Here is a 22,405-nt window from a genome sequence, read left to right on the forward strand (position 1 = left end):
GTCCTTACGCCGCCGCCGGACGGGCCGCAGCCGTGGCGAGGCGTCGCGCCGCCTCGGCGATGCGCCGGGCATCGAGGGCGGTGCGCCGGTCGTGTCCCGCGCAGAGGCCGCCCCGGAAGCCGAGATAGCCGGGCGCGAGGGGCGCGAGCACCGGGACGTCGTCGAGGCGCAGCGAGCCGGCGAGGCCCGAGAGCAGGCCGAATCGCCGGCAGGCCGCCGTGAAGGCGGCGAGGTGGTCGAGCGCGAGGTGGTCGGTGAGGCGCCGCCCGTCCTTGCCGCGCGTGTCGATCATGGCGCCGCGGAAACCCGCGGCGGCGAGCGCGGGCAGGATCGCGGGATCGGGGCGGTCCTCGGCGAACAGCACGGCGATCACCGGCGGGCCGGGCGGCAGGGCGAGATCCGCCGGCGGAGGCCCCGCGGGCAGGGCGATCTTCAGGAAATCGACCCCGGTGCCGGCGAGCGCCCCCAGCATCGCGGCGGCCTCGGCCGCATCCCCCGGCTCCCCCGCCACCGCGCTGGTGAGCCCGCCCGCGGCCGCCGCCGCGATGGCGCGCACCGCCTCGACCGGCAGGCCGCCGAGCGCCCCGCGATCCGGGTCCTTGGCATCGACGAGGTCGGCGCCCTCCGCGCGGGCGAGCGCGGCCTCGGCCGCGTCGCGCACGCTCACGAGGAGCCGCACCCGCGGCTGGTCCGGGGCAGCGGAGAAGGGGATCTGGGGCACGGGATCAGGACCGGTTGGGCAGGGGTTCCGCGAAGAGGCGGTTCTTCACCAGCCAGCGCACGCTGTGAAGCCAGGTCTCGTCCGTGTCGCCGCGGATCACGACCTGGCCGCCGCGCAGCACCTTGCCGCTCTCGGCATCCGAGATGGTGATGCTGAGGTTGAGGATCTGGTTGGTGTTGCGTTGGACGTAGCCGTAGATGGCGAGGCGGGCGCCCGCCTCCTTGGCGATCCGCTCGGCGCAGCCCTCGCACTTGTAGAGCGGCGCCTCCTTGCGGATCTCGGCGGCCTTCGGGGCGAGATCGACGGATTCGACCTGCCCCTGCACCGCCGCGCGGAGCGTGTCGGTGGCGAGCGCGAGGCGCCGCGCCTCCTCCGGCCGCGGCGGGCGCCCGCCGACGGCGCCGGGATCGAGGAGTTCGATGCCGAACACCGCCGCCGTCTCGGGCGCCGCACGCGCGAACTCCGGCCGCAGAACCCCCGCGAGGAGCAGGGCGGCGAGGAGGAGAAGACGGGCCGGCAGCATCGCCCGACACTGCCACGACGGGCAAGGCCGGCGCAACGGACGGGGTCTCCGGCATCCCCGGCTCCGCCTCGGACTTTCGGGTGCGGCGGAACGGCGCCGTCGTCTTACGATTCCCTTAGCGATAAGGCATTGAGACCGCGGGAGAATCCTTGTTAGCGTAGATCCGCATGGCCTCCTTCCCCAGCGCTCTCCTCCCGACCGGTCTCGTCTGTGCGGCCCTGCTCGCCGGCACGGCGAGCGCCGCCCTCGCCCAGCCCGCCCCGGCGCCCGCCGCCGAGGCGAGCGCGCCGGACGCGGCCACGATCCGCGTCGGCCTGATCTACCGGCCGCAGGACGCGCCCTCCTCCTACGACGCCCAGGCGGTGCCCGAGGACGAGGGCGTGGCCGGCGCCCGGATGGCCGTGCGCGACAACAACGCCAGCGGCCGTTTCACGAAGCAGGCCTACGCCCTGGACGAGGTCGCCCTCGCCAATCCGCGCCCGGGCGAGCCGCCGCCGAAGGACCCGGTGAGCGCGGCGCGCGAACTCGCCGACCGGGGCGTACGCTTCATCGTGCTGGCCCTCACCGGCCCCGAGGTGCTCGCCGTGGCGGACGCGCTCAAGGGCACCGGGGTGGTGCTGCTCAACGCCGCCGCGCCGGACGATTCCCTCAGGGCGGCGGATTGCCGGGCGAACGTCTTCCACATCGTCCCGAGCCGGGCGATGCGGACCGACGCGCTGGCGCAGTTCCTCGCCTTCATGCGGTGGCGCAAGCTCTTCCTGATCACCGGCCCGCAGGAGGGCGACAAGCTCTGGGCCGAGGCGATGAAGCGCTCGGCGAAGAAGTTCGGGCTCCAGATCACGGCGGAGAAACCCTGGACGTTCGGCCCCCTCGCCCGGGCCCGCGGCGACACGCCGACCCGGGCGGAGGCGCTCGTCTTCACCCGCGGGGTCGATTACGACGTCGCGGTGGTGGCCGACGAGGCGGGGGATTTCGGCGACTACGTGCCGTTCCACACCGTCGATCCGCGGCCCGTCGTCGGCACGCAGGGGCTGTTCCCGACGACCTGGCACCCGACCCTGGAGGTCTGGGGCGCCGCCCAGGCGCAGAACCGCTTCCGCCGCCTGACGAACCGGCTGATGCGCCCCCTCGACTATCAGGTCTGGACGGCGATCCGCGCGGTCGGCGAGGCGGCGATGCAGACGAAGAGCACGGACCCCGCCGTGCTCGGCCGCACCCTCACCGATCCGGCCTTCGGCCTGCCGGCCTACAAGGGCGTGTCCCTGAGCTTCCGGCCCTGGGACCAGCAGCTGCGCCAGCCGGTGCTGCTGGTGCAGCCGAGCGCCCTCGTGGCGGTGGCGCCCGAGCAGGGCTACCTGCACCAGCGCACGCCCCTCGACACGCTCGGCATCGACCAGCCGGAGAGCCGGTGCAATCTGTCGAAATCGTGAGGCGCGGGCTTCCGCGCCCGCCGTGATCCGGCCCTATACGGGTCCCCGAGCCCCCAACGGGCAGGGAACGGAACCAGGGAGAAACACCGAATGCGCCACCGGATGAGGGACGCGCTCGCCATCGGGGCCGCATGGCTCGGCCTCGCGGCCGCGGAGCCCGCCCGGGCCTATACGGTCTACGTGACCAACGAGAAGGGCAACTCGGTCAGCGTCATCGACACGACCACGCTGCAGGTCACCGCGACCTGGCCGGTGGGACGGCGCCCGCGCGGCGTGACGATCAGCCACGACGGCAAGCAGCTCTTCGTCTGCGCCAGCGACGACGACCGCATCGACGTGATCGACACGGCCACCGGCAAGGTCACAAAGTCCCTGCGCTCGGGGCCGGATCCGGAGCTGTTCATCCTGCATCCGAGCGGCAACCCGCTCTACGTCGCCAACGAGGACGACAGCCAGGTCACGGTGCTCGACATCGAGAAGAACCGCGTCATCGCCGAGATCCCGGTGGGGGTGGAGCCGGAGGGCATGGGCCTGAGCCCGGACGGCGGCGTGCTGGTGAACACCTCCGAGACCACCAACATGGCCCATTTCATCGACACCCAGACGCATCAGGTGATCGACAACGTGCTGGTCGATGCCCGGCCCCGCTTCGCCGAGTTCTCGACGGACGGGAAGTGGCTCTGGGTCTCGGCGGAGGTGGGCGGCACCGTCTCGGTGATCGACACCGCGACGCGCAAGGTGGTGAAGAAGATCACCTTCAAGATCCCGGGCGTGACCGACGAGCAGATCCAGCCGGTGGGCGTGCGCCTGACCCGGGACGGCGCGCGCGCCTTCGTGGCGCTCGGGCCCGCGAACCGGGTCGCGGTGATCAACACCAAGACCTACGAGGTCGAGAAGTACCTGCCGGTCGGCCAGCGCGTCTGGCAGCTCGCCTTCACCCCGGACCAGAAGCAGCTCTTCACGACGAACGGCACCTCGAACGACGTCTCGGTGATCGACGTCGAGAGCCTGAGGGTGGTCAAGAGCATTCCGGTGGGACTGCTGCCCTGGGGCGTGGCGGTCTCGCCGCAATAGCGCGTGAGCCAGGGGTGTCATCCGCGACGCGAGCCGGCGCGATCACACCTCGCCACCCGGCCGAACGGATCCGGGTCGGACGCGGGATCCCCTCTCCCGAGCGGGAGAGGGGATCCCGTGCCCTCGGCCCGAACTTCCCACCACCCCCGAACGGATCTCCCATGCGCGCCCTTCGCCTCGCCCTCGCCGCCTGCCTCCTTGCCACCGCCCTGCCGGCGACCGCCCGCGACCTCGCCAAGGGGCGCAGCGACCTGCCCGATCTCGTCCTCGGCGACGACCAGGGCAACGACTACGCGGTCTCCGCCAAGGACATCGAGATGGAGGCGGGCAAGTCCTACCGGCTGCGCATCACCGCCAAGGGCCAGAAGGAATACAAGTTCTTCGCCCCCGAGTTCTTCCGTGGGGTCTGGATGAACCAGATCGTCGTCAATCACCTCGAAGTGCACATGGCGGGCGCGCCGCATCACCTCGAATTCGACGACCAGGGCACGATGGAGGTCGAGTTCGTGACGGTGCGGGCCGGCGAGTTCCCGTGGTACGTCCAGGGGCTGGAGAGCCGCGGCATGACCGGACGCTTCATCGTGAAGTGAACCGGCATTTCACCCGCGGCCGAACCATCCTACATGAGCCGCAAAACCGAGGAGGAAACCGAACCGCCATGCGTCCGACCCTGCGTCCGAGCCCCTGTCTGCTGGCCGCCCTCGCGCTCGGGCTGTCGGCGAGCGCGGCCCAGGCCGACGATGCCGCCGCCTGCCGCGACGGCATCACGATGATCAAGGCCGAACTCGCCAAGGCGCCCGCCGAGCCGCTCCAGCGCAGCCTCAGGAAGGCCCTGCGCAGCGCCGAGCGCGAGCAGGGCGAGGGCGAGTTCGACGAGTGCATGGACGCGGTCCGGGACGCCCGGAAGGCGCTCGGCCGATGAGCGCGCCCGCCGCGCTGGCCGTCGAGCACGTCAGCCACCGGTTCGGCAGCCGCACGGCCCTGGACGACGTCTCGCTCCAGGTGCCGCGCGGCCAGTTCGTGGCGCTGCTCGGCCCGAACGGCGCGGGCAAGACGACGCTCTTCTCGGTGGTCACCCGGCTCTACAACAACCAGGACGGTGCGGTGGCGATCTTCGGCCACGACCTGCGCCGCGAGCCCTCGCGGGCGCTCGCCCGCCTCGGCGTGGTGTTCCAGGCGCGCACCCTCGACACCGACCTCACCGTCCGCCAGAACCTCCTCTACCACGCGGCCCTGCACGGCATCGCCCGGCGCGCCGCGGAGGGCCGGATCGAGGGGCTGCTCACCCGCGTCGGCCTGCTGGAGCGCCGGGACGACAAGATCCGCACCCTCTCGGGCGGCCAGTCGCGGCGCATCGAGATCGCCCGCGCGCTCATCCACTCGCCCGATCTCCTGCTCCTCGACGAGCCCACCGTCGGCCTCGACCTCGAATCGCGCTCCGACATCGTGGCGATCGTCCGCGCGCTGGTGCGCGAGGAGAGCCTGTCGGTGCTCTGGGCCACCCACATCTTCGACGAGATCGAGGCCCAGGACCGGGTCGTGGTGCTGCACAAGGGCCAGGTGGTGGCGCGGGGCCTGGCCGGGGCGCTCGCCGAGCCCTCGGGCTCCCTCGAAACCTCCTTCCGGCAGATCGTCGCCGAGCCCGGCCGCAGGCAGGTCGCATGAGCCACGCCCCCTCCCCCGCCCTGAAGCCGGCCGCGGCCGCTTTGCGCGGGCGCCTCGACGCGACCGGCTACCTGATCTGCTTCCTCGGCATCGTGCGCCGGGAGCTGCTGCGCTTCTTCAACCAGAAGGAGCGGTTCTTCTCGGCCATGGTGCGGCCGCTCGTCTGGCTCTTCATCTTCGCGGCGGGGTTCCGCAACACGCTCGGCGTCTCGATCACGCCGCCCTACGAGACCTACGTGCTCTACGAGGTCTACGTGGTGCCCGGCCTCGCCGCGATGATCCAGCTCTTCAACGGCATGCAATCCTCGCTCTCGATGGTCTACGACCGCGAGGTCGGCTCGATGCGGGTGCTGCTCACCAGCCCCTATCCGCGCTGGAGCCTGCTCTTCGCCAAGCTCGCGGCGGGCGTCGTGGTCTCGGTGGTGCAGGCCTACGTCTTCCTCGCCATCGCGGCCCTGTGGGCGGCGGACATCCCGGCGATCGGCTATCTCGCGGCCCTGCCGGCCTTCCTCGCCTCCGGGCTGATGCTGGGCGCCATCGGCCTGTTCCTCTCCTCCCTGGTGCGGCAGCTCGAAAACTTCGCGAGCGTGATGAACTTCGTGATCTTCCCGATGTTCTTCGCCTCCTCGGCCCTCTACCCGCTCTGGCAGGTGAACGCGTCGAGCGAGACGCTCTACTGGATCTGCCAAGCCAACCCGTTCACCCACGCCGTCGAGCTGATCCGCTTCGCTCTCTACGGCGCCTTCAACCCGGTCTCCTGCGCGGTCGTGGTCGGGACGGGGATCCTCTTCTTCATCCTGGCGGTGATCGCCTACGACCCCGGCCGCGGGCTCCTCGCCCGGCGCGGCGGTCCGGCGGGCGACGCGGCCTGAAACCCATCACGGACACGTTCGATGCTTCGCACCCTCCTCGCCGCCGCCCTGATCGCCTCCGCCTCCGCCGCCCTCGCGCAGCCGAAGGCCGATCCCGACTGGCCCTGCCCGCAGCGCAAGGTCACGACGCTCGGCTTCGGCGCCGTCTGGACCGGCCCCGACCCGACGCAGGCCCTTCAGGACTGGGGCCAGGACCGCGAGGCCGCCCAGCTCGCCCAGAAGCTCGCCTCCCGCAAGACGCCGCTGGAGGAGGTGGACCCGCTCATCGCGGACTTCGCCGAGAAGGCCGGCGCCGAGAAGCCGGCCCGCCTGACCCGGGTCTTCGCGGGGGTGTTCGAGGTGATCAACGGCGAGCGCGACAAGGTGGTGGCCGGCATCGGCCGCTACGCCCGCGGCCAGCGCGTCATGGCCGAGCGCATCCGCGACGAGGCGAGCCAGATCAGCGAGATCAAGACCTCGCCCGACGTGAAGGAGACCAAGGAACTCGCCGACCTGGAGAGCCGCTTCACCTGGGACAAGCGCATCTTCCAGGAGCGCAGCCAGTCGCTGAGCTACGTCTGCGAGGTGCCGACCCTGCTGGAGCAGCGCCTCGGCGAGATCGCCCGGAAGATCCAGGCGAAGCTCTGAAGATACGGTTTCCGGACCTCATCTTTCGGAAACCATTTCACTCCCGCCGGGCGCGGTCGCCGTTCACCAGGGCGTCGAGCCCGTGCGCGGCCTCGGCACCGACGAGGCGCACCAGCCGCGCGCCGCTCACGTCGACGCCGGTCAGCGTCGCCCCCGCGAGCCGCGCGCCCGTGAGATCGGCCCCCGACAGGTCGGCCCCGGTGAGGTTCGCGCCCGCGAGATCCGCCCCGGCGAGGCTCGCGAAGTCGAGCTTGCCGCGCGACAGGTCGGCGCCCGCGAGATCGGCATCGTCGAGCTTGGCCGAGATCAGCACGGCCCGGATCAGCCCCATCGACTGGTTGCGCATGTCGGCCCCGCCGCGCACATCCCGCAGGCGGGCCCCCCTCAGGTCGCTGCCGGTGAGATCCGCGACCAGCCGGGCCCGCGACAGGTCGGCCCTCGCCAGCACGGCGCCGCGGCCCTGCATGGCAAACAGGCTGGCACCGCCCAGCTTCGCGCCGGTGAAATCGGCCTCCAGCGCCCAGGCCTGATCGAGGATCGCGCCGCTCAGGTCGGCGCCGCGCAGCTTCGTGCGGTTGAGCCGGGCGAGGCGCAGATTCGCCCCATGCAGGTCGAGCCCGGAGAGGTCGAGGCCCGAGAGGCGCTTGCCCGAGAGATCGAGGGGCTGGCCGCCCGCCGCGGCGATCATCGCCGCAAGGCCGTCCCGCGTGGTCTCGGCCTGCGCCATGTCCGGCGAGGACAGATCGACGTGGCGCATCATGTCCTGGGCCGGGGCCGGGCCGCCCATAGCAAGGGCCAGAGCAATGGCGGCCACGCCGAACCCGGTCATGGGGCGTGCAAAGCGCATGGTGTCCTCCCGGGTCGGACGGCGGCCGGTCGGGCTCTCGGGGGCCCGCAATCATCTGTCGCCCGTCCTTTTCCCTCGGCAAGCCGGCGGAGCCGGCCGGCGCCCCCCCTCACGCCATCGTGACCACGCCCGCACACCCCTATTGGTCCGAGCTAACCCGCTGTCGCGCCTGCGAACCGAGCCGCGGCCCGGTGGTTGTCCGGGTTCGCCCGCCGCAGGCCGTCCGTGGTTGCCGGCCGGCGCCTTGACAGGAGATGTTCCGCATGCGCATCACCATCGCCGTGACGACCGCCCTTCTCGCGGCAGGCGTGATCACGCCGGCCGTCGCGACACCCTGCGCCGAGCAGATCGCCACGATCGAGCGGCGGCTGGACAGCACGGGAGCGGCCTCCGTCACGGGCAGCACCGGCACGCAGACCGGTTCGCCCCGCGCACTTCCGACGCCGCCCGGCGGTCAGCCGAGCGATCCCAGCGTCAAACCCGATCCGCAGAAGATCGCTCAGGCGCGGGACCTGATCGCGAAGGCTCGCGAGCAGGACAAGGCCGGCAAGGCCGACGCCTGCGAGGACACGATGACTCAGGCGAAGACGCTGATCGGCGCGCTGCCCTGACCGGGCCGCAAGCCCGTCAGGGTGCCCTGGACACGGAGTCGGCGGGCGCGAGAGCGGCCGTCCGGCGCCGTTCGCAGGCGACCTTGAGGTAGTTCGTTTCGCGATCGACGAGGTTGCTCCGCGCCGCGAGCGTCTCGCCCTGCATCATGCAGGCCGCCGGCGAGGGCGCGGGAGCGACGACGACATCCATTGCCGTGGCGCGCGAACAATCCGGTCCGGCGAGTGTCTTGGCGCAGATGAGCGCCACCGTAAGGTAATCGGTCATACCACCTCCACCGGCCCTCCGGGATCACTCATCGGCCGCCTCCGGACCGGGCGAAGGCGTGTCGTACCGAACGGTGATGAGGCGATTTGTGTGCCATGCCGGCTCACGGAATCCCGGGCGCGACCTTATGCTGCATCGCAGCAACAGCGCGTGCTGCGATGCGATAGCCGACCGGCACTCCCGAAGGCGATCACCGCGCTTCATGCTCGCAGGACCGTTTCCGGGCGAAGGATCGTGCGCTCCTCGCGCCCTCGCTCACCCGGGATCGCTGCCCTCGGGCGGCACCACCTTGCCGGGATTGAGGATCCCGTCCGGATCGAGGGCCGCCTTCAGCCGGCGCATCAGGTCGAGGGCCACCGGATCCTTGTAGCGCAGGAGTTCATCCCGCTTGATCAGGCCGACGCCGTGCTCGGCGGCGATCGAGCCGTCCATGGCATGGACGATGTCGTGGACGATGCGGTTGAAGTCCGACCAGCGCGCCAGAAAGGCAGCGGCCTCCATCCCGACCGGCTGGGTCAGGTTGAAGTGGATGTTGCCGTCGCCGAGATGGCCGAAGGCGCAAACCCGCACGCCCGGAAGCGCCGCCTCGCAGGCCGCGCTCGCCCGCTCCAGGAACTCGGGCACGCGCGACACCGCCACCGAGACGTCGTGTTTGATCGACGCCCCCTCCCGGCGCTGCACCTCCGACAGGCTCTCGCGCAGGCCCCACAAGGCCGCGGCCTGCGCGCCGCTGCTGGCGAGCACGGCGTCCTCGGCGAGGTTCGCCTCGAGCGCGCTGCCGAGCAGATCCTCCAGGAGCGCCCCGGCTTCGGGCCCCTCGGACGCCACCTCGACGAGCGCGTAGGCCGCATGATCCCCGGCGAGCGGGCGCACGGCGCCCTCGGCGTGGCGCAGCACGATCTCCAGGCCGAAGCGCGGCATGTACTCGAAGGCGGTGAGGCGTCCCCCCGCCCGCCCGCGCAGATGCGTGAACAGCGCGAGCGCGTCCCGCGCCGAGGCGAGCCCGACGAAGGCGGTGGCCGTGGAGGCGGGCCGGGGATGCAGCTTCAGCACCGCCGCCGTGATGATGCCGAGCGTGCCCTCCGAGCCGATGAAGAGCTGCTTCAGGTCGTAACCGGCATTGTCCTTGCGCAGGGCCTTGAGCCCGTTCCAGACGCGCCCGTCGGCGAGCACCACCTCCAGGCCGAGCACGAGATCGCGGGCGTTGCCGTAGGCGAGCACCGCCGTCCCGCCCGCATTGGTCGAGAGGTTGCCGCCGATGCGGCAGGAGCCCTCGGAGGCCAGCGACAGGGGGAAGAGCAGGCCCGCCGCCTCCGCCCGCTCCTGGACGGTGGCGAGGATGCAGCCGGCCTCCACCGTCATGGTCGCGTCGACCGGATCGACCGACCGCACCCGGTCCAGGCGCGCGAGGGACAGGACGATGCCGCCCGCCGGCACGCCACCCCCGACCAAGCCCGTGTTCCCGCCCTGCGCGACCAGGGGGACATGCGCCTGCGCGCAGGCCCGCACCGCGAAGGCGACCTCCTCCGTATCGGCCGGCCGCACCACCGCGAGCGCCGTGCCCCGGTAGAGGCCGCGCGTCTCGGTGAGATGGCCCGCCATCGCGTCGGCCGCGGTGAGGACATGCGCGGCACCGAGGCGTCCGCGCAACGCGTCGAGGAGATCGGCGTGAGAGGAATGTGACATGTCGGCCAGGGGTTGGAGCGCCAGGATGGCGCCCCGCGTGACGCGCCTCTAGATAGCGGTTCATCCCGGCCGTCCCAAGCGGTTGCTCCCTGCGATCGCGCGAACCATCGGCCGGCTGTCGCGAGACGAAGGCGCCATGCTCTCCGTGATTCCGAATCCTCCCCGCACCGCCCTGCCGATCGAGGGCACGCAAGACCTGTTTCCGGTGCGGCGCGTCTACTGCGTCGGCCGCAACTACGCGGCCCATGCCCGCGAGATGGGCGCCGATCCGACCCGCGAGCCGCCCTTCTTCTTCATGAAGCCGGCGGATGCCCTGCAGATCGTGCCGGACGGCGACACGGTGGAGCACCCCTACCCGCCCAAGACCGCGAACTACCACCACGAGGTGGAGCTGGTGGTGGCGCTCGGCCGGGGCGGGCGCGACATCCCGGTCGAAACCGCCCTCGACCACGTCTACGGCTACGCGGTCGGCCTCGACATGACCCGGCGCGACCTCCAGGACGAGGCCAAGGGCCTGCGCCGCCCCTGGGAACTCGGCAAGGCGGCGGACGCCTCCGGCCCCGTGGGCGTGCTGCGCCCGGCCTCGGTCATCGGCCATCCCTCGCGGGGCGCCATCACGCTCACGGTGGACGGCACCCTCAAGCAATCCGGCGACCTCTCCGACATGATCTGGTCGGTGGCCGAGCAGATCTCCTACCTCTCGGCCTATTTCGCCCTCGAACCGGGCGACGTCATCTTCGCCGGCACCCCCGAGGGTGTCGGCCCCGTGGTGCGCGGCCAGACCATGGTCGGGAGCATCGCGGGCGTCGGCGAGATCCGCCTCGCCGTGGTCTGACGGGGTTCGTCGTGGCGACGCGCACGCAGCGCCTCATGATCCGGGGCGCCCATCTGGTCTGGCGCATCACCCGCGGCATGACCCTCGGCGTGCGCGCCGCCGTGATCGACGCGCAGGACCGGGTGTGCCTGATCCGGCACACCTACATGGAAGGCTGGCACCTGCCGGGCGGCGGCGTCGAGACGGGCGAGACCGCCCTCGACGCCCTGGTGCGCGAGTGCCGGGAGGAGGCCGAGATCGAGGTCGATCCCGGCGCCGCCCGCCTGCACGGGGTCTATTTCAACACCGCCGTGTCCCGCCGCGACCATGTGGTGCTCTACGTCGTGCGCCGCTTCACGGTGCGCGCCGCGAAGGCCGCCGACCGCGAGATCGTCGAGGCCGGCTTCTTCCCGCTGACCGCGCTTCCCGCCGATACCTCGCCGGCCACCCGGGCGCGCCTCGCCGAGATCACCGACGGCCTGCCGCCGGCCACGCGTTGGTAGCCGGCGGGAAAAAAGCGTCGCCGCACCTCTTGCGCCCCTGACCCGAATGGTGTTTATCGCGGCCATCGGCGGCGCCGCGGCGCCAACGCCGCAGTGAGCGGGTGTAGCTCAGGGGTAGAGCACAACCTTGCCAAGGTTGGGGTCGAGGGTTCGAATCCCTTCGCCCGCTCCATTTTATCCCAACCATCGTCATCGTGAGCGTGTCAGGCGCCCGATACGCCAGCGCGCATCGTGCGACCGAACCTGGGGCGGGCGCGCCGCGTGCAAGGCGCACGGCCGCTTCTCGTCAGCATCGCGCATATCCGGCGCCAGACGCCGCCTGTTGGCTTCAGAGAGCCTGCTTGATCGTGGCGTCGGTCCCATTCCCACCCTCATGCCGAGGCGCGAGCATCAGCGAGCCTCGAACGAGGGCTCCGGATATCCCTGCGCTCTCTGGAGCCCTCCTTCGAGGCTCCTTGCGATCTTCGATCGCCCGGAGCACCGCGGGATGAGGGCGGGAACGGGACGGATGCTCGACTGAGGCTTGTCGAACGAACAGCAGATCAGACGGCTCGCCACGAAACACGGGCAGGGCCGTCTCTTGCCGGGCCATGGCCGTCTCTTGCCGGGCACATGAATGTGTTTCTCGGCTCGCGTCGGCATTCCGACGATGAACGCGTGATACGGTTTCCGGAAGATCACTTTCGGGAACCGTATCACGAGCCCGCGCGGCGCCTGAGCGAGGCCGGTTTCCGCATCGCGAAGCGATCATCCGGAAACCGTATGACTCGCACGCGAGAGAGGGAAATCGCGATCGGACGAGGAGAGGACCGTCCGGTCCGGTCGATGCGCGGCAAAGGTGCTTGCGCTCAGGGCCGGAATGGTGTTTATGCCGGTCATCGGCGGCGCCGCGGCGCCCCTGCCGATCAGTGAGCGGGTGTAGCTCAGGGGTAGAGCACAACCTTGCCAAGGTTGGGGTCGAGGGTTCGAATCCCTTCGCCCGCTCCAGTCCATCTTCCGATATCGATGGTGACCCGAAGCGCGGAGCCGCAGGCGGGCGATATCGACGTCGGGCGATCGGTCACTCACCCTTCACGACGATCTCCCGGAACAGGCGCTCCGCGCGCAGTGCCAGGACGGCATCGTCGGCCTTGTCCTCGTCGATGGTCATCGGGATCCGGTCTGCCGTCGAAGCCACCCCGGGGATGCGCGGGAGCACGGCACGATCACCCCATCATCACCCCCGCCGCAGATCAACCAGCGATGCGGATGGATCGAGCCGTGATCTGATGGCCGGCCTGCCCCGCTTTCGGCCACCTTGCACGATCGCGCCGAATCGCTAGCTGGGGGATGTCCTTCCGGAGAGCACGGCATGAACGCCCGTCCCGACGCACGCGACTTCGCGGCCCCCCAGAAGTTCGGCATCGGCCAGCCCGTGCCACGGGCCGAGGATCCCGTGCTGGTCCGGGGAGAGGGGCGCTACACCGACGATCTCGCCCTCGACGGGCAGGCCTACGCGGCCTTCGTGCGCAGCCCCATCGCCCATGGCCGGCTGAAAGGCATCGATGCCGAGGCGGCCCGCGCCATGCCGGGCGTGCTCGGCATCGTCACGGCGGCGGATCTCGACGGCTACGGCCGCATCGCCAACGCCATGCCGTTCAAGAACCAGGACGGCTCCGACATGCGCAAGCCGCCCCAGCCCTCGCTGGCGGTGGACAAGGTGCGCTACGCGGGCGAACCCGTCGCCCTCGTCGTCGCCGAGACCCTGGCGGAGGCCCGCGACGCCGCGGAGGCCGTGATCCTCGACATCGAGGACCTGCCCGCCGTGACCACCCCCGAGGAGGCGGCGGCGGCGGATGCGCCGCTCCTGCACGACGACGCGCCGGGCAACCGCGCCCTCGATTTCCGCACCGGCGACCGGGCGGCCACCGAGGCCGCCTTCGCCAAGGCCGCCCACGTCACCAGCCTCCACCTCGTCAACAACCGCCTCGTCATCAACCCGATGGAGCCGCGCTCGGCCATCGGCGTCTACGAGCCGGAGGGGGAGCGCTACACGCTGCATGTCGGCTCGCAGGGCGTGTTCGGCCTGCGCAACGGCCTCGCGGACGGGGTGCTCCAGGTGCCGCGCGACACGGTGCGGGTGCTCACCGGCAATGTCGGCGGCTCCTTCGGCATGAAGGCGCCGGTCTATCCCGAGTACCTGCCGCTCCTGCACGCCGCCAAGATGCTGGGCCGGCCGGTGAAGTGGACCGACCTGCGCTCGGAGAGCTTCCTCTCCGACCATCACGGGCGCGACGTCACGGTCACGGCGGACCTGGCCCTCGACGCGGAGGGACGCTTCCTCGCCTTCCGGGTGAGCGGCGTCGCCAATATGGGCGCCTATCTCAACCCGCTCTCGCCCCTGTTCCAGACGGTGAACATCGCCCGCAACATGGTGGGCGTGTACCGCACGCCGGTCTTCGACGTGACGGTGGACTGCCTCTACACCAACACCACGCCGATCGGCGCCTACCGGGGCGCGGGCCGGCCGGAGGGCAACTACTTCATCGAGCGGCTGATCGACACCGCCGCCGCCGAGACCGGCCGCGACCGGGTGGCCCTGCGCCGCCTCAACCACATCCGCCCCGAGGACATGCCCTACGCGGCCCCCTCCGGCATGACCTACGACAGCGGCGACTTCACCGCCGTGCTCGACAAGGCCCTCGCCGCCGCCGACTGGGACGGCTTCCCGGCGCGCCGGGCCGAGAGCGCGGCGCGCGGCATGCTGCGCGGCATCGGCATCGGCGACTACCTCGAGATCACCGCCCCGCCCACCAACGAGATGGGCGGCATCCGCTTCGAGGCGGACGGCACGGTGACCATCATCACCGGCACCCTCGATTACGGCCAGGGCCATGCCACGCCCTTCGCGCAGGTACTGCACGACCGGCTCGGCATCCCCCTCGACCGGGTGCGCCTCCTCCAGGGTGACAGCGACCAGCTCATCGCGGGCGGCGGCACCGGCGGCTCGAAGTCGCTGATGGCGAGCGGCGCGGCCATCGTCGAGGCGAGCGCCCTGGTGATCGAGAAGGGCAAGGCGGCCGCCGCCGCCGTGCTGGAGGCCGGCCCCGGCGACATCGAGTTCGAGAACGGCCGCTTCGTCATCGCGGGCACCGACCGCGGCATCGGCCTCCTCGACCTCGCCGCGCAGGTCCGCGCCGGCCTCGCCGATCCGGAGGCGCCCAGGAGCCTCGACGTCGCCCACATCCACGAGGCCTCGCCCTCGGCCTTCCCCAACGGCTGCCACGTGGCCGAGGTGGAGGTCGATCCCGAGACCGGCGTCGCCGCGGTGGTGCGCTACACCACGGTCAACGATTTCGGCACGGTGGTGAACCCGCTCCTCGTCGAGGGGCAGATCCATGGCGGCGTGGTCCAGGGCATCGGCCAGGCGCTCCTCGAGCGCACGGCCTATGACGAGCAGGGCCAGCTCGTGACCGGCTCCTTCATGGATTACTGCCTGCCCCGGGCCTCGGACTCGCCGGCAATGAGCTTCGCGAGCCACCCGGTGCCGGCCACCACCAACCCGCTCGGCGCGAAGGGCTGCGGCGAGGCGGGCTGCGCCGGCTCGCTGCCCTCGGTGATGAACGCCCTCGTCGATGCCCTGCGCCCGCGCGGCATCACCCACATGAACATGCCGGCGACGCCCCGGGCGATCTGGACGGCCCTGCGGGAGGCACAGACCCGATGAGCACTCCCGTGACCCTCACCGCCGAGGCCCGTGTCGAGACGCAGAACGGCAGCCGCTACCTCACCCAGCTCTGCAAGCATTGGAGCCACAAGTTCCCGGAGACGACCTTCTCGCCGGAGCGGGGCGTGGTGCCCTTCGGCGAGGGCCGCTCCGCGACCTTCGAGGCCGATGCCGAGGGACTGACGCTCCGGGTGAGCGCGCCCGACGCCGAGACGCTGGCGCGACTCGAATCCGTCGTGGCCGAGCACCTCGCCCGCTTCGCCTTCCGGGAGGAACTCGGCGGGGTGGCCTGGACGCGGCGCGTCTGACGGGTAGGCTCGCCGCCCCATTCGAATGCTCCCTCACGGAGGATCTGCCGATGAACGCTCCCGTTCCCTCGTCCGCCGCGCAGGATTCCCGGCTCGACCGGCTCGCCGCGGTGGCGGTGCGGGTCGGGCTCGGCCTGCAGCCGGGCCAGGAGCTGGTGATGACGGCGCCGCTGGAGGCGCTGGAGCTGTCGCGGCGCATCACCGCCCAGGCCTATGCGGCGGGCGCCTCCCTGGTCACGACGCTGTACTCGGACGACGCCGCCACCCTCGCCCGCTACGAGCGCGCGCCCGACGAGGCCTTCGACCGCGCCGCCGGCTGGCTCTACGAGGGCATGGCGAGCGCCTATCGCGGCGGGGCGGCGCGGCTCGCCATCGTGGGCGACGATCCGGCGCTCCTCGCCGGCCAGGATCCCGACAAGGTCGCGCGCGCCAACCGGGCCCGCTCCAAGGCCTACCAGCCCGCCCTCGAACTCATCGCCACCTTCGCCACCAACTGGACCATCGTCTCGGCGGCGACGCCGGCCTGGGCACGGGTGGTGTTCCCGGACCTCCCCGAGGAGGAGGCGGTGGCCCGGCTGTGGGACGCGATCTTCGCGGCCTCCCGCGTCGATGCAGAGGACCCGGTCGGGGCCTGGGCGGCCCACAACGCGGCCCTGCACCGCCGCACCGAGACGCTCAACGCCCGCCGCTTCGCGGCCCTGCGCTTCCGCGGCCCCGGCACCGACCTGACGGTGGGGCTCGCCGACGACCACGAATGGTGCGGCGGCGCCTCCACGTCGAAGAGCGGCATCGTCTGCAACGCCAACATCCCGACGGAGGAGGTCTTCACCACGCCGCACCGGCTGCGCGTGGAGGGAACGGTGGCGGCGACGAAGCCGCTCTCCTACCAGGGCACCTTGATCGAGGACATCGCGGTGCGCTTCGAGGGCGGGCGCATCGTCGAGGCGCGGGCGCGCCGGGGCGGCGACGTGCTGGCGAAGGTGCTCGACACCGACGAGGGCGCCCGGCGCCTGGGCGAGGTCGCGCTGGTGCCCGCCTCCTCGCCGATCTCGGCCTCGGGCCTCCTGTTCTTCAACACCCTCTACGACGAGAACGCCGCGAGCCACATCGCGCTGGGCCAAGCCTACAGCAAGTGCTTCCGCGACGGCGGCGCGGGCCTGAGCGAGGCCGACCTCGCGGCGCGCGGCGCCAACCGCAGCCTGATCCACATCGACTGGATGATCGGCTCGGCGGAGGTCGACGTCGACGGCCTCGACGCCGGTGGCGCGGCCGAGCCGGTGATGCGCCGGGGCGAGTGGGTGGAGTGACGCTCACCGCCCGAGCCGCCGCACCCGCATCGCCCGGTAGATCGCCGGGTGCGCGCCCGCGAAGGGGCGCGGCGGCAGGGGCGGCGGCACGGGTGGCGGAGGCGGCGGGGGCACCGGTCGCGGCACCGGCGGCCAGTCCTCGACCACGACCTCCACGGTGATGCGCCGCGGGCCGGGGGTCCCGGGTCCGGCCCGGCGGCCCGCGAGCAGGGACAGGAGACCGAAGGCGACGAGCGCGGCGACGCCGACGGCCACGTTGCTCCAGGCCGGGGCCGGGGCCAGCATCATCGTCGCGAGGCCGCCGGTCGCGCAGGCGCCCGCCAGGGTTCTCGCATGGATCGGATCGGTCGGCATGGCCGCATCCTGGCGGTGAACGGTCGCCGCGCGGTGAAGCGAACCGCGCGCATTCTCCCGATCGGGCCCCGATCCGCCGCTTCCCACGCTGCTCCGCAATCTCTAAGAGCGCAGTCGCGCCGCTGCCCCGGGCGAGGGAGCGGCGGACACGATCCCGGGGAACGGGACGAGGCGGGACAGGGCGGGGTGCGCGCGGCGCGCAACCCTCGGCCCGGCGAGAGGGAGGAGACGGCATGAAGTGGTCGGTCTGGGCAGGCGCGCTCGCGGGCGCCGTGCTGGCATTCGGCGCCGCGGCGCAGCCGATCAGGATCGGCGTGACGGTCTCGAAGACCGGGGCGGGCGCCTCGCTCGGGATCCCGCAATCGAACTCGGTGACGCTGATGCCGGCCGAGATCGGCGGCACGCCGGTCGAGTGGATCGTGCTCGACGACGCCTCCGACACCACCAAGGGCGTCGCCAACACCCGCAAGCTCGCGAGCGACGACAGGGTCGACGCGATCATCGGCTCGTCCATCACGCCCCCGTCGCTCGCGATGATCGAGGTGGTGGCCGAGACGAAGGTGCCGATGATCACGGTCGCCGCCTCCGCCAAGCTGATCGCCCCGATGGACGAGAAGCGCCGCTGGGTGTTCAAGACCGCGCAGAACGACAGCCTGATGGCCGAGGCCATCGTCGGTCACATGGCCCGGGCCGGGGTGAAGTCGGTGGGGATCATCGGCTTCAACGACGCCTACGGCGACGGCTGGCTCGCCGAGGTCGCCCCGCGCCTGGAGGCGAAGGGCATCCGCCTCGCCGCCAACGAGCGCTACGCCCGCACCGACACGAGCGTGACCGGTCAGAGCCTCAAGCTGATGGCGGCGCGGCCGGACGCGGTACTGGTCGCCGCCTCCGGCACGCCCGCCGCCCTGCCGCAGAAGACCCTGCGCTCGCGCGGCTTCCCGGGCCGGATCTACCAGACCCACGGCGTCGCCAACGCGGATTTCCTGCGGGTCGGCGGCCAGGACGTCGAGGGCACCATCCTGCCGGCCGGCCCCCTCCTCGTCGCCGAGCAGCTCCCCGAGAGCAACCCGGTGCGCAAGGTGGCGCTCGACTACACCCGGTCCTACGAGGCGAAGTACGGTGCGGGCAGCCTCGCGGCCTTCGGCGGCCACGCCTACGACGCGGCGCTCCTCCTCGCCAACGCCGTCCCGGTGGCGCTGAGGACCGCCAAGCCCGGCACGCCCGAGTTCCGCGCCGCCCTGCGCGACGCGCTCGAAGGCCTGCGCGAGGTCGTCTACACCCACGGCGTCGCCACGATGAGCCCCACCGACCATATCGGCCAGGACGAGCGCTCCCGGGTGATGGTGACCATCGAGAACGGGCGCTGGAAGCTCCTGAACCAAACGAATTGAAGGGGCGGCAAAGTTCGCCTCTCCCCGCAAGCGGGGAGAGGCGATGCTCACGACCCGCGGCGTCGATCCGCTCGCCCGTACGGGCAAGGGGATCCCGCGCTGACCGATCAGATTTCCCTTGAGGCGGCGCCCACCGGTACGTGCGCCCGCGACATCACCCGCCATAGGCCCATCCGTGGACACCACGATTCTCCTGCTGCTGCTCCAGGACGGGGTGGTGAACGGCGTGATCTACGCCCTGATCGCCCTGTCCCTCGTGCTCGTCTTCACGGTCACGCGGGTGATCCTGATCCCGCAGGGCGAGTTCGTGGCCTATGGCGCGCTGACGCTGGCGAGTCTCGAAGCCGGCACGCTGCCCGGGACCGTGCCGCTCCTCCTGGCGCTCGGCGCCGCCGCCTGCGTGGCGGATCTCGCGGAGAGCCGGCACGCCCTCTCCGCACGCAGCCTCCTGTCCATCGCCGCGCGCGACCTCGCCCTGCCCGCCCTGGTGGCCGGCGCGGCCGCGCTCCTCGCCCCGACGAAACCGGGGCTCGGCCTCGCCATCGGGCTCACTCTCGCCATCGTCACGCCGATGGGCGCCTATCTGCACGCCGTCGCCTTCCGCCCTCTGGAGAAGGCCCCGGTCCTCGTGCTTCTCGTGGCGGCGGTGGGCGTGCATCTGGCGCTCACCGGCCTCGGCCTCGTCTTCTTCGGGCCGGAGGGCTCGCGCACCCGGCCGCTCTCGGAGGCGCAGCTGCCGGCCGGCCCCCTGGTGATCAGCGGGCAGTCGCTCTGGATGATCGGCCTCACCCTGGCGATCAGCCTCGGCCTCTGGCTGTTCTTCGGCCTCACCCTGCTCGGCAAGGCCCTGCGCGCCACCGCCGTGAACCGGCTCGGGGCCCGGCTGATGGGGATCGCGCCGGCGCTGGCCGGCCGCCTCAGCTTCACGCTCGCGGCCTTCATCGGGGCGCTCTCCGGCATCCTCGTGGCGCCGCTCACCACCGTCTATTACGACACCGGATTCCTCATCGGCCTCAAGGGCTTCGTCGCCGCGATCATGGGCGGGCTCGCGAGCTATCCGGGGGCTGCGGCCGCCGCCATCGTCGTCGGGCTCGTGGAATCGGTCTCGGCCTTCGAGGCCAGCGCCTACAAGGAGGTCATCGTCTTCCTGGCGATCATCCCGGTGCTGCTCTGGCGCTCGGCCCGCGCGAACCCGGTCGAGGACGAGGAGTAACCCGATGCCCTCCCGCCTCCTCCCCGTCGCGGGCCTCGCCCTCGTCGCCGCCCTGCCCCTCCTCGGCCTGCCGCCCTTCTGGCTGACTCTCCTCACCTATGCGGGGCTCTCGGCGATCGTGGTGATCGGCCTCGTCGTGCTGGCCGGCATCGCCGGGATCCTGTCCTTCGGCCAGTCGATGTTCGTCGGGATCGGCGCCTATGCGAGCGCGCTCCTCACGCTGAAGCTCGGCCTGTCGCCCTGGCTCGCCCTGCCGGCGGCGGTGGCGGCTTCAGGCCTCGCCGCCCTCTGCGTGGGGGCGATCACCCTGCGCCTGTCGGGCCATTACCTGCCGCTCGGCACCATCGCCTGGACGATCGCGTTCTTCTACGCGCTCGGCAACACGGACGCGGTCGGACGGTTCGACGGCCTTGCGGGCCTGCCGCCGCTGACGCTGCTGGGCACGCCCCTCACCGGGGGCGCGGCCCTGTTCTGGCTGGTCTGGCTCAGCCTCGCCCTCTGCATCCTGCTGACCCTGCGGCTCCTGCGCTCGCGCACCGGCCGGGCGATCCGGGCCCTGCGGGGCGGGGCGATCGCGGCGGAAGCCTTCGGGATCGATACGGGCCGCACCCGCATCGTCGCCTTCACCTACGCGGCGATGCTGGCGGGCCTGTCGGGCTGGCTCTACGTCCAGGTGCAGCGGGCCATCAACCCGACCCCGTTCGGGCTCAACGCCAGCATCGAGTACCTGCTGATGACCGTGCTCGGCGGGGCGGGCTCGGTCTGGGGCGGGGTGTTCGGCGCGACGCTGGTGACCCTCCTCAAGGACCAGCTCCAGAACGTGCTGCCCCACCTTCTCGGCAGCGAGGGCAACTTCGAGGCGATCGTCTTCGGCATCCTGTTCGTGCTGATCCTGCAACGGGCGCCGGACGGGCTCTGGCCGCTCATCGCCCGCCGGGCGACGCCCCTGCCCCCCCGCTATCCCGAGGCGGACGGCCTGCCCGCGCGCCCGGCCGAGCCGGCGGGCACCCTCCTCCTCGACGCGCGGGGGCTGCGCAAGCGCTTCGGCGGCCTCGTCGCAGTGGACGGCATCGACCTCTCGGTGAAGGCCGGCGAGATCGTCGCGCTGATCGGCCCGAACGGAGCGGGCAAGAGCACCACCTTCAACCTCGTCACCGGGGTCGCGCGGGGCGACGCGGGCCGCATCGCGGTGCTCGGCCGCGCGGTCGCCGGCTGGCCGGCCCGAGCCATCGCGCGGCTCGGCGTCGCCCGCACCTTCCAGCACGTGAAGCTCGTCGGCGGCATGTCGGTGATCGAGAACGTGGCGCTCGGGGCGCATCGGCGCGGGCGGGCGGGCCCTGTGCGCGGGGCGCTCGGCCTCGACCGCGCCGAGGAGACGGCGATCTTCGCCGAGGCCAGGCTCCAGCTCGCCCGGGTCGGGCTCGCCGACCTCGCCGAGCGGCCGGCCGCGAGCCTCGCGCTCGGCCAGCAGCGCATCGTCGAGGTCGCCCGGGCGCTCTGCCTCTCGCCCGCCCTCCTCCTCCTCGACGAGCCCGCCGCGGGCCTGCGCCTGCGCGAGAAGGAGGCCCTCGCCGACCTGCTGCGCCGCCTGCGGGCGGACGGGCTCGGCATCCTCCTCGTCGAGCACGACATGGATTTCGTGATGGGCCTCGCCGACCGGCTGGTGGTGATGAATTTCGGCGCCAAGCTCTGCGAGGGACCGCCCGGCGCGGTCCGCACAGACCCGGCGGTGATCGAAGCCTATCTCGGGCAGGCCGCATGAGCGCGCCGCTCCTAGCGATCCGCGACCTGCGCGTCGCCTACGGCAAGGTCGAGGCGGTGCGCGGCGTCTCGCTCACCGTGGAGGCCGGGCGCGTCGTCACCGTGCTCGGCGCCAACGGGGCGGGCAAGACCACGCTCCTCAACGCGCTGATGGGCGTGCTGCCGGCGACGGGCGGGATCCGCTTCGACGGGCGCGACCTCGCGCGGCTGCCCGTCGAGGAGCGGGTGGATCTCGGCCTGAGCCTGATCCCGGAGCGGCGCGAATTGTTCGGCAGCATGAGCGTCGAGGACAATCTCCGCCTCGGCGCCTTCCGGTTCCGGGGCCGCAACCGCGGCGATCTCGATGCGATGTTCGCGCTGTTCCCGCGGCTGAAGGAGCGCCGCCGCCAGCTCGCCGGCACGCTCTCGGGGGGCGAGCGGCAGATGCTCGCCATGGCCCGCGCCCTGATGGGCCGCCCCCGCCTGCTGATGCTGGACGAGCCGAGCCTCGGCCTCGCCCCGCTCATCGTCGCGGAGGTGATGCGCACCGTGGCGCGCCTGCGCGACGAGGGCGTGGCGGTGCTCCTCGTCGAGCAGAACGCCCGCGCTGCCCTGGCGGTGGCCGATCACGGCTTCGTGCTCGACGGCGGCGCGGTGGTGCTGGAAGGGCCGAGCGCGGCCCTCCAGGCCGACAAGCGGGTGATCGAGACCTATCTCGGCGTCCTCGCGGCGGACGCGCAGGGCTGAT

General features: G+C 72.1%; 23 protein-coding genes and 2 tRNA genes. 19 read left to right on the forward strand and 6 right to left on the reverse strand.

The genetic code is table 11. From position 1 onward, the window contains the following. Window positions 1-4 precede the first annotated feature (4 nt). Complete coding sequence (locus tag ACE101_RS16085; RefSeq protein WP_379138726.1) at window positions 5-712, reverse strand: (5-formylfuran-3-yl)methyl phosphate synthase; 708 nt, start codon at window positions 710-712, stop codon at window positions 5-7. A 13-nt stretch (window positions 713-725) separates the two neighbouring features. Next, window positions 726-1,244, reverse strand: a complete 519-nt coding sequence (locus ACE101_RS16090; RefSeq protein WP_379131293.1) for a DUF3280 domain-containing protein — start codon at window positions 1,242-1,244, stop codon at window positions 726-728. Between the two features lie 167 nt (window positions 1,245-1,411). On the opposite strand from ACE101_RS16090, the gene ACE101_RS16095 reads away from it, so the two are divergent. The 7 genes from ACE101_RS16095 (at window position 1,412) to ACE101_RS16125 (ending at window position 6,912) form a co-directional block, all read left to right on the forward strand. Continuing rightward, on the forward strand, window positions 1,412-2,674 hold the full coding sequence (locus ACE101_RS16095; RefSeq protein WP_379131296.1) for a lanthanide ABC transporter ABC transporter substrate-binding protein PedA1: 1,263 nt from the start codon (window positions 1,412-1,414) through the stop codon (window positions 2,672-2,674). Window positions 2,675-2,764: 90 nt separating this feature from the next. Further along, complete coding sequence (locus tag ACE101_RS16100) at window positions 2,765-3,748, forward strand: YVTN family beta-propeller repeat protein (protein WP_379131300.1); 984 nt, start codon at window positions 2,765-2,767, stop codon at window positions 3,746-3,748. Between the two features lie 161 nt (window positions 3,749-3,909). Beyond that, a complete protein-coding gene (locus tag ACE101_RS16105; RefSeq protein WP_379131303.1) occupies window positions 3,910-4,338 on the forward strand; it encodes a cupredoxin domain-containing protein in 429 nt (142 codons plus the stop codon). 68 nt (window positions 4,339-4,406) lie between these two features. After that, on the forward strand, window positions 4,407-4,670 hold the full coding sequence (locus tag ACE101_RS16110) for a hypothetical protein (RefSeq protein WP_379131306.1): 264 nt from the start codon (window positions 4,407-4,409) through the stop codon (window positions 4,668-4,670). Continuing rightward, the gene (locus ACE101_RS16115; RefSeq protein ID WP_379131308.1) at window positions 4,667-5,413 is read left to right on the forward strand and encodes a lanthanide ABC transporter ATP-binding protein PedB/LutE; all 747 of its coding nucleotides are present in this window, start codon (window positions 4,667-4,669) and stop codon (window positions 5,411-5,413) included. The genes ACE101_RS16110 and ACE101_RS16115 overlap by 4 nt, the downstream gene beginning before the upstream one ends. Beyond that, window positions 5,410-6,285: a lanthanide ABC transporter permease protein PedC gene (locus tag ACE101_RS16120; protein WP_379131311.1), complete on the forward strand. Its 876-nt coding sequence runs from the start codon at window positions 5,410-5,412 to the stop codon at window positions 6,283-6,285. The genes ACE101_RS16115 and ACE101_RS16120 overlap by 4 nt, the downstream gene beginning before the upstream one ends. Window positions 6,286-6,306: 21 nt before the next feature. Then, a complete protein-coding gene (locus tag ACE101_RS16125) occupies window positions 6,307-6,912 on the forward strand; it encodes a hypothetical protein (RefSeq protein ID WP_379131313.1) in 606 nt (201 codons plus the stop codon). A gap of 37 nt (window positions 6,913-6,949) precedes the next feature. On the opposite strand, the gene ACE101_RS16130 is transcribed toward ACE101_RS16125, so the two are convergent. Then, a complete protein-coding gene (locus ACE101_RS16130; RefSeq protein ID WP_379131316.1) occupies window positions 6,950-7,759 on the reverse strand; it encodes a pentapeptide repeat-containing protein in 810 nt (269 codons plus the stop codon). 263 nt (window positions 7,760-8,022) lie between these two features. On the opposite strand from ACE101_RS16130, the gene ACE101_RS16135 reads away from it, so the two are divergent. Then, complete coding sequence (locus tag ACE101_RS16135) at window positions 8,023-8,370, forward strand: hypothetical protein (protein WP_379131318.1); 348 nt, start codon at window positions 8,023-8,025, stop codon at window positions 8,368-8,370. A 16-nt stretch (window positions 8,371-8,386) separates the two neighbouring features. Here the strand turns inward: ACE101_RS16135 and ACE101_RS16140 are convergent, their stop codons facing one another. Both ACE101_RS16140 and ACE101_RS16145 read right to left on the reverse strand, forming a co-directional pair. Further along, a complete protein-coding gene (locus ACE101_RS16140) occupies window positions 8,387-8,635 on the reverse strand; it encodes a hypothetical protein (RefSeq protein WP_379131321.1) in 249 nt (82 codons plus the stop codon). A 255-nt stretch (window positions 8,636-8,890) separates the two neighbouring features. Further along, complete coding sequence (locus ACE101_RS16145) at window positions 8,891-10,321, reverse strand: FAD-binding oxidoreductase (RefSeq protein ID WP_379131323.1); 1,431 nt, start codon at window positions 10,319-10,321, stop codon at window positions 8,891-8,893. Between the two features lie 136 nt (window positions 10,322-10,457). On the opposite strand from ACE101_RS16145, the gene ACE101_RS16150 reads away from it, so the two are divergent. From ACE101_RS16150 to ACE101_RS16180, 7 genes are all read left to right on the forward strand, one after another. Then, entirely contained in the window at window positions 10,458-11,156 is a 699-nt protein-coding gene (locus ACE101_RS16150) for a fumarylacetoacetate hydrolase family protein (protein WP_379131325.1), read from the forward strand. 11 nt (window positions 11,157-11,167) lie between these two features. After that, a complete protein-coding gene (locus tag ACE101_RS16155; protein ID WP_379131328.1) occupies window positions 11,168-11,638 on the forward strand; it encodes an NUDIX domain-containing protein in 471 nt (156 codons plus the stop codon). 97 nt (window positions 11,639-11,735) lie between these two features. Next, window positions 11,736-11,810, forward strand: a tRNA-Gly gene (locus ACE101_RS16160). Between the two features lie 740 nt (window positions 11,811-12,550). After that, window positions 12,551-12,625: transfer RNA gene (locus ACE101_RS16165), tRNA-Gly, on the forward strand. A 364-nt stretch (window positions 12,626-12,989) separates the two neighbouring features. Beyond that, the gene (locus ACE101_RS16170) at window positions 12,990-15,344 is read left to right on the forward strand and encodes a xanthine dehydrogenase family protein molybdopterin-binding subunit (RefSeq protein WP_379131330.1); all 2,355 of its coding nucleotides are present in this window, start codon (window positions 12,990-12,992) and stop codon (window positions 15,342-15,344) included. Further along, window positions 15,341-15,652 carry a DUF2218 domain-containing protein gene (locus ACE101_RS16175; protein WP_379131332.1) on the forward strand — a complete coding sequence of 104 codons (312 nt, stop codon included), beginning with the start codon at window positions 15,341-15,343 and terminating at the stop codon, window positions 15,650-15,652. The genes ACE101_RS16170 and ACE101_RS16175 overlap by 4 nt, the downstream gene beginning before the upstream one ends. A gap of 50 nt (window positions 15,653-15,702) precedes the next feature. Further along, a complete protein-coding gene (locus ACE101_RS16180) occupies window positions 15,703-16,959 on the forward strand; it encodes an aminopeptidase (protein ID WP_379131335.1) in 1,257 nt (418 codons plus the stop codon). A gap of 3 nt (window positions 16,960-16,962) precedes the next feature. Here ACE101_RS16180 and ACE101_RS16185 read toward each other — a convergent pair whose 3' ends face one another. Continuing rightward, window positions 16,963-17,313, reverse strand: coding sequence for a hypothetical protein (locus ACE101_RS16185; protein WP_379131337.1), 351 nt, complete (start codon window positions 17,311-17,313; stop codon window positions 16,963-16,965). A 233-nt stretch (window positions 17,314-17,546) separates the two neighbouring features. Between ACE101_RS16185 and ACE101_RS16190 the strand changes: the two genes are divergently transcribed. From ACE101_RS16190 to ACE101_RS16205, 4 genes are all read left to right on the forward strand, one after another. Beyond that, on the forward strand, window positions 17,547-18,704 hold the full coding sequence (locus ACE101_RS16190; protein ID WP_379131340.1) for an ABC transporter substrate-binding protein: 1,158 nt from the start codon (window positions 17,547-17,549) through the stop codon (window positions 18,702-18,704). 175 nt (window positions 18,705-18,879) lie between these two features. Next, on the forward strand, window positions 18,880-19,917 hold the full coding sequence (locus ACE101_RS16195) for a branched-chain amino acid ABC transporter permease (RefSeq protein WP_379131342.1): 1,038 nt from the start codon (window positions 18,880-18,882) through the stop codon (window positions 19,915-19,917). A 4-nt stretch (window positions 19,918-19,921) separates the two neighbouring features. After that, entirely contained in the window at window positions 19,922-21,679 is a 1,758-nt protein-coding gene (locus ACE101_RS16200) for a branched-chain amino acid ABC transporter ATP-binding protein/permease (protein WP_379131344.1), read from the forward strand. Then, a complete protein-coding gene (locus tag ACE101_RS16205) occupies window positions 21,676-22,404 on the forward strand; it encodes an ABC transporter ATP-binding protein (RefSeq protein WP_379131346.1) in 729 nt (242 codons plus the stop codon). The genes ACE101_RS16200 and ACE101_RS16205 overlap by 4 nt, the downstream gene beginning before the upstream one ends. The last annotated feature ends 1 nt before the right edge of the window (window position 22,405 follow it).

Source organism: Methylobacterium carpenticola (genome assembly GCF_042748905.1).
Taxonomy (GTDB): Bacteria; Pseudomonadota; Alphaproteobacteria; order Rhizobiales; family Beijerinckiaceae; genus Methylobacterium; species Methylobacterium carpenticola.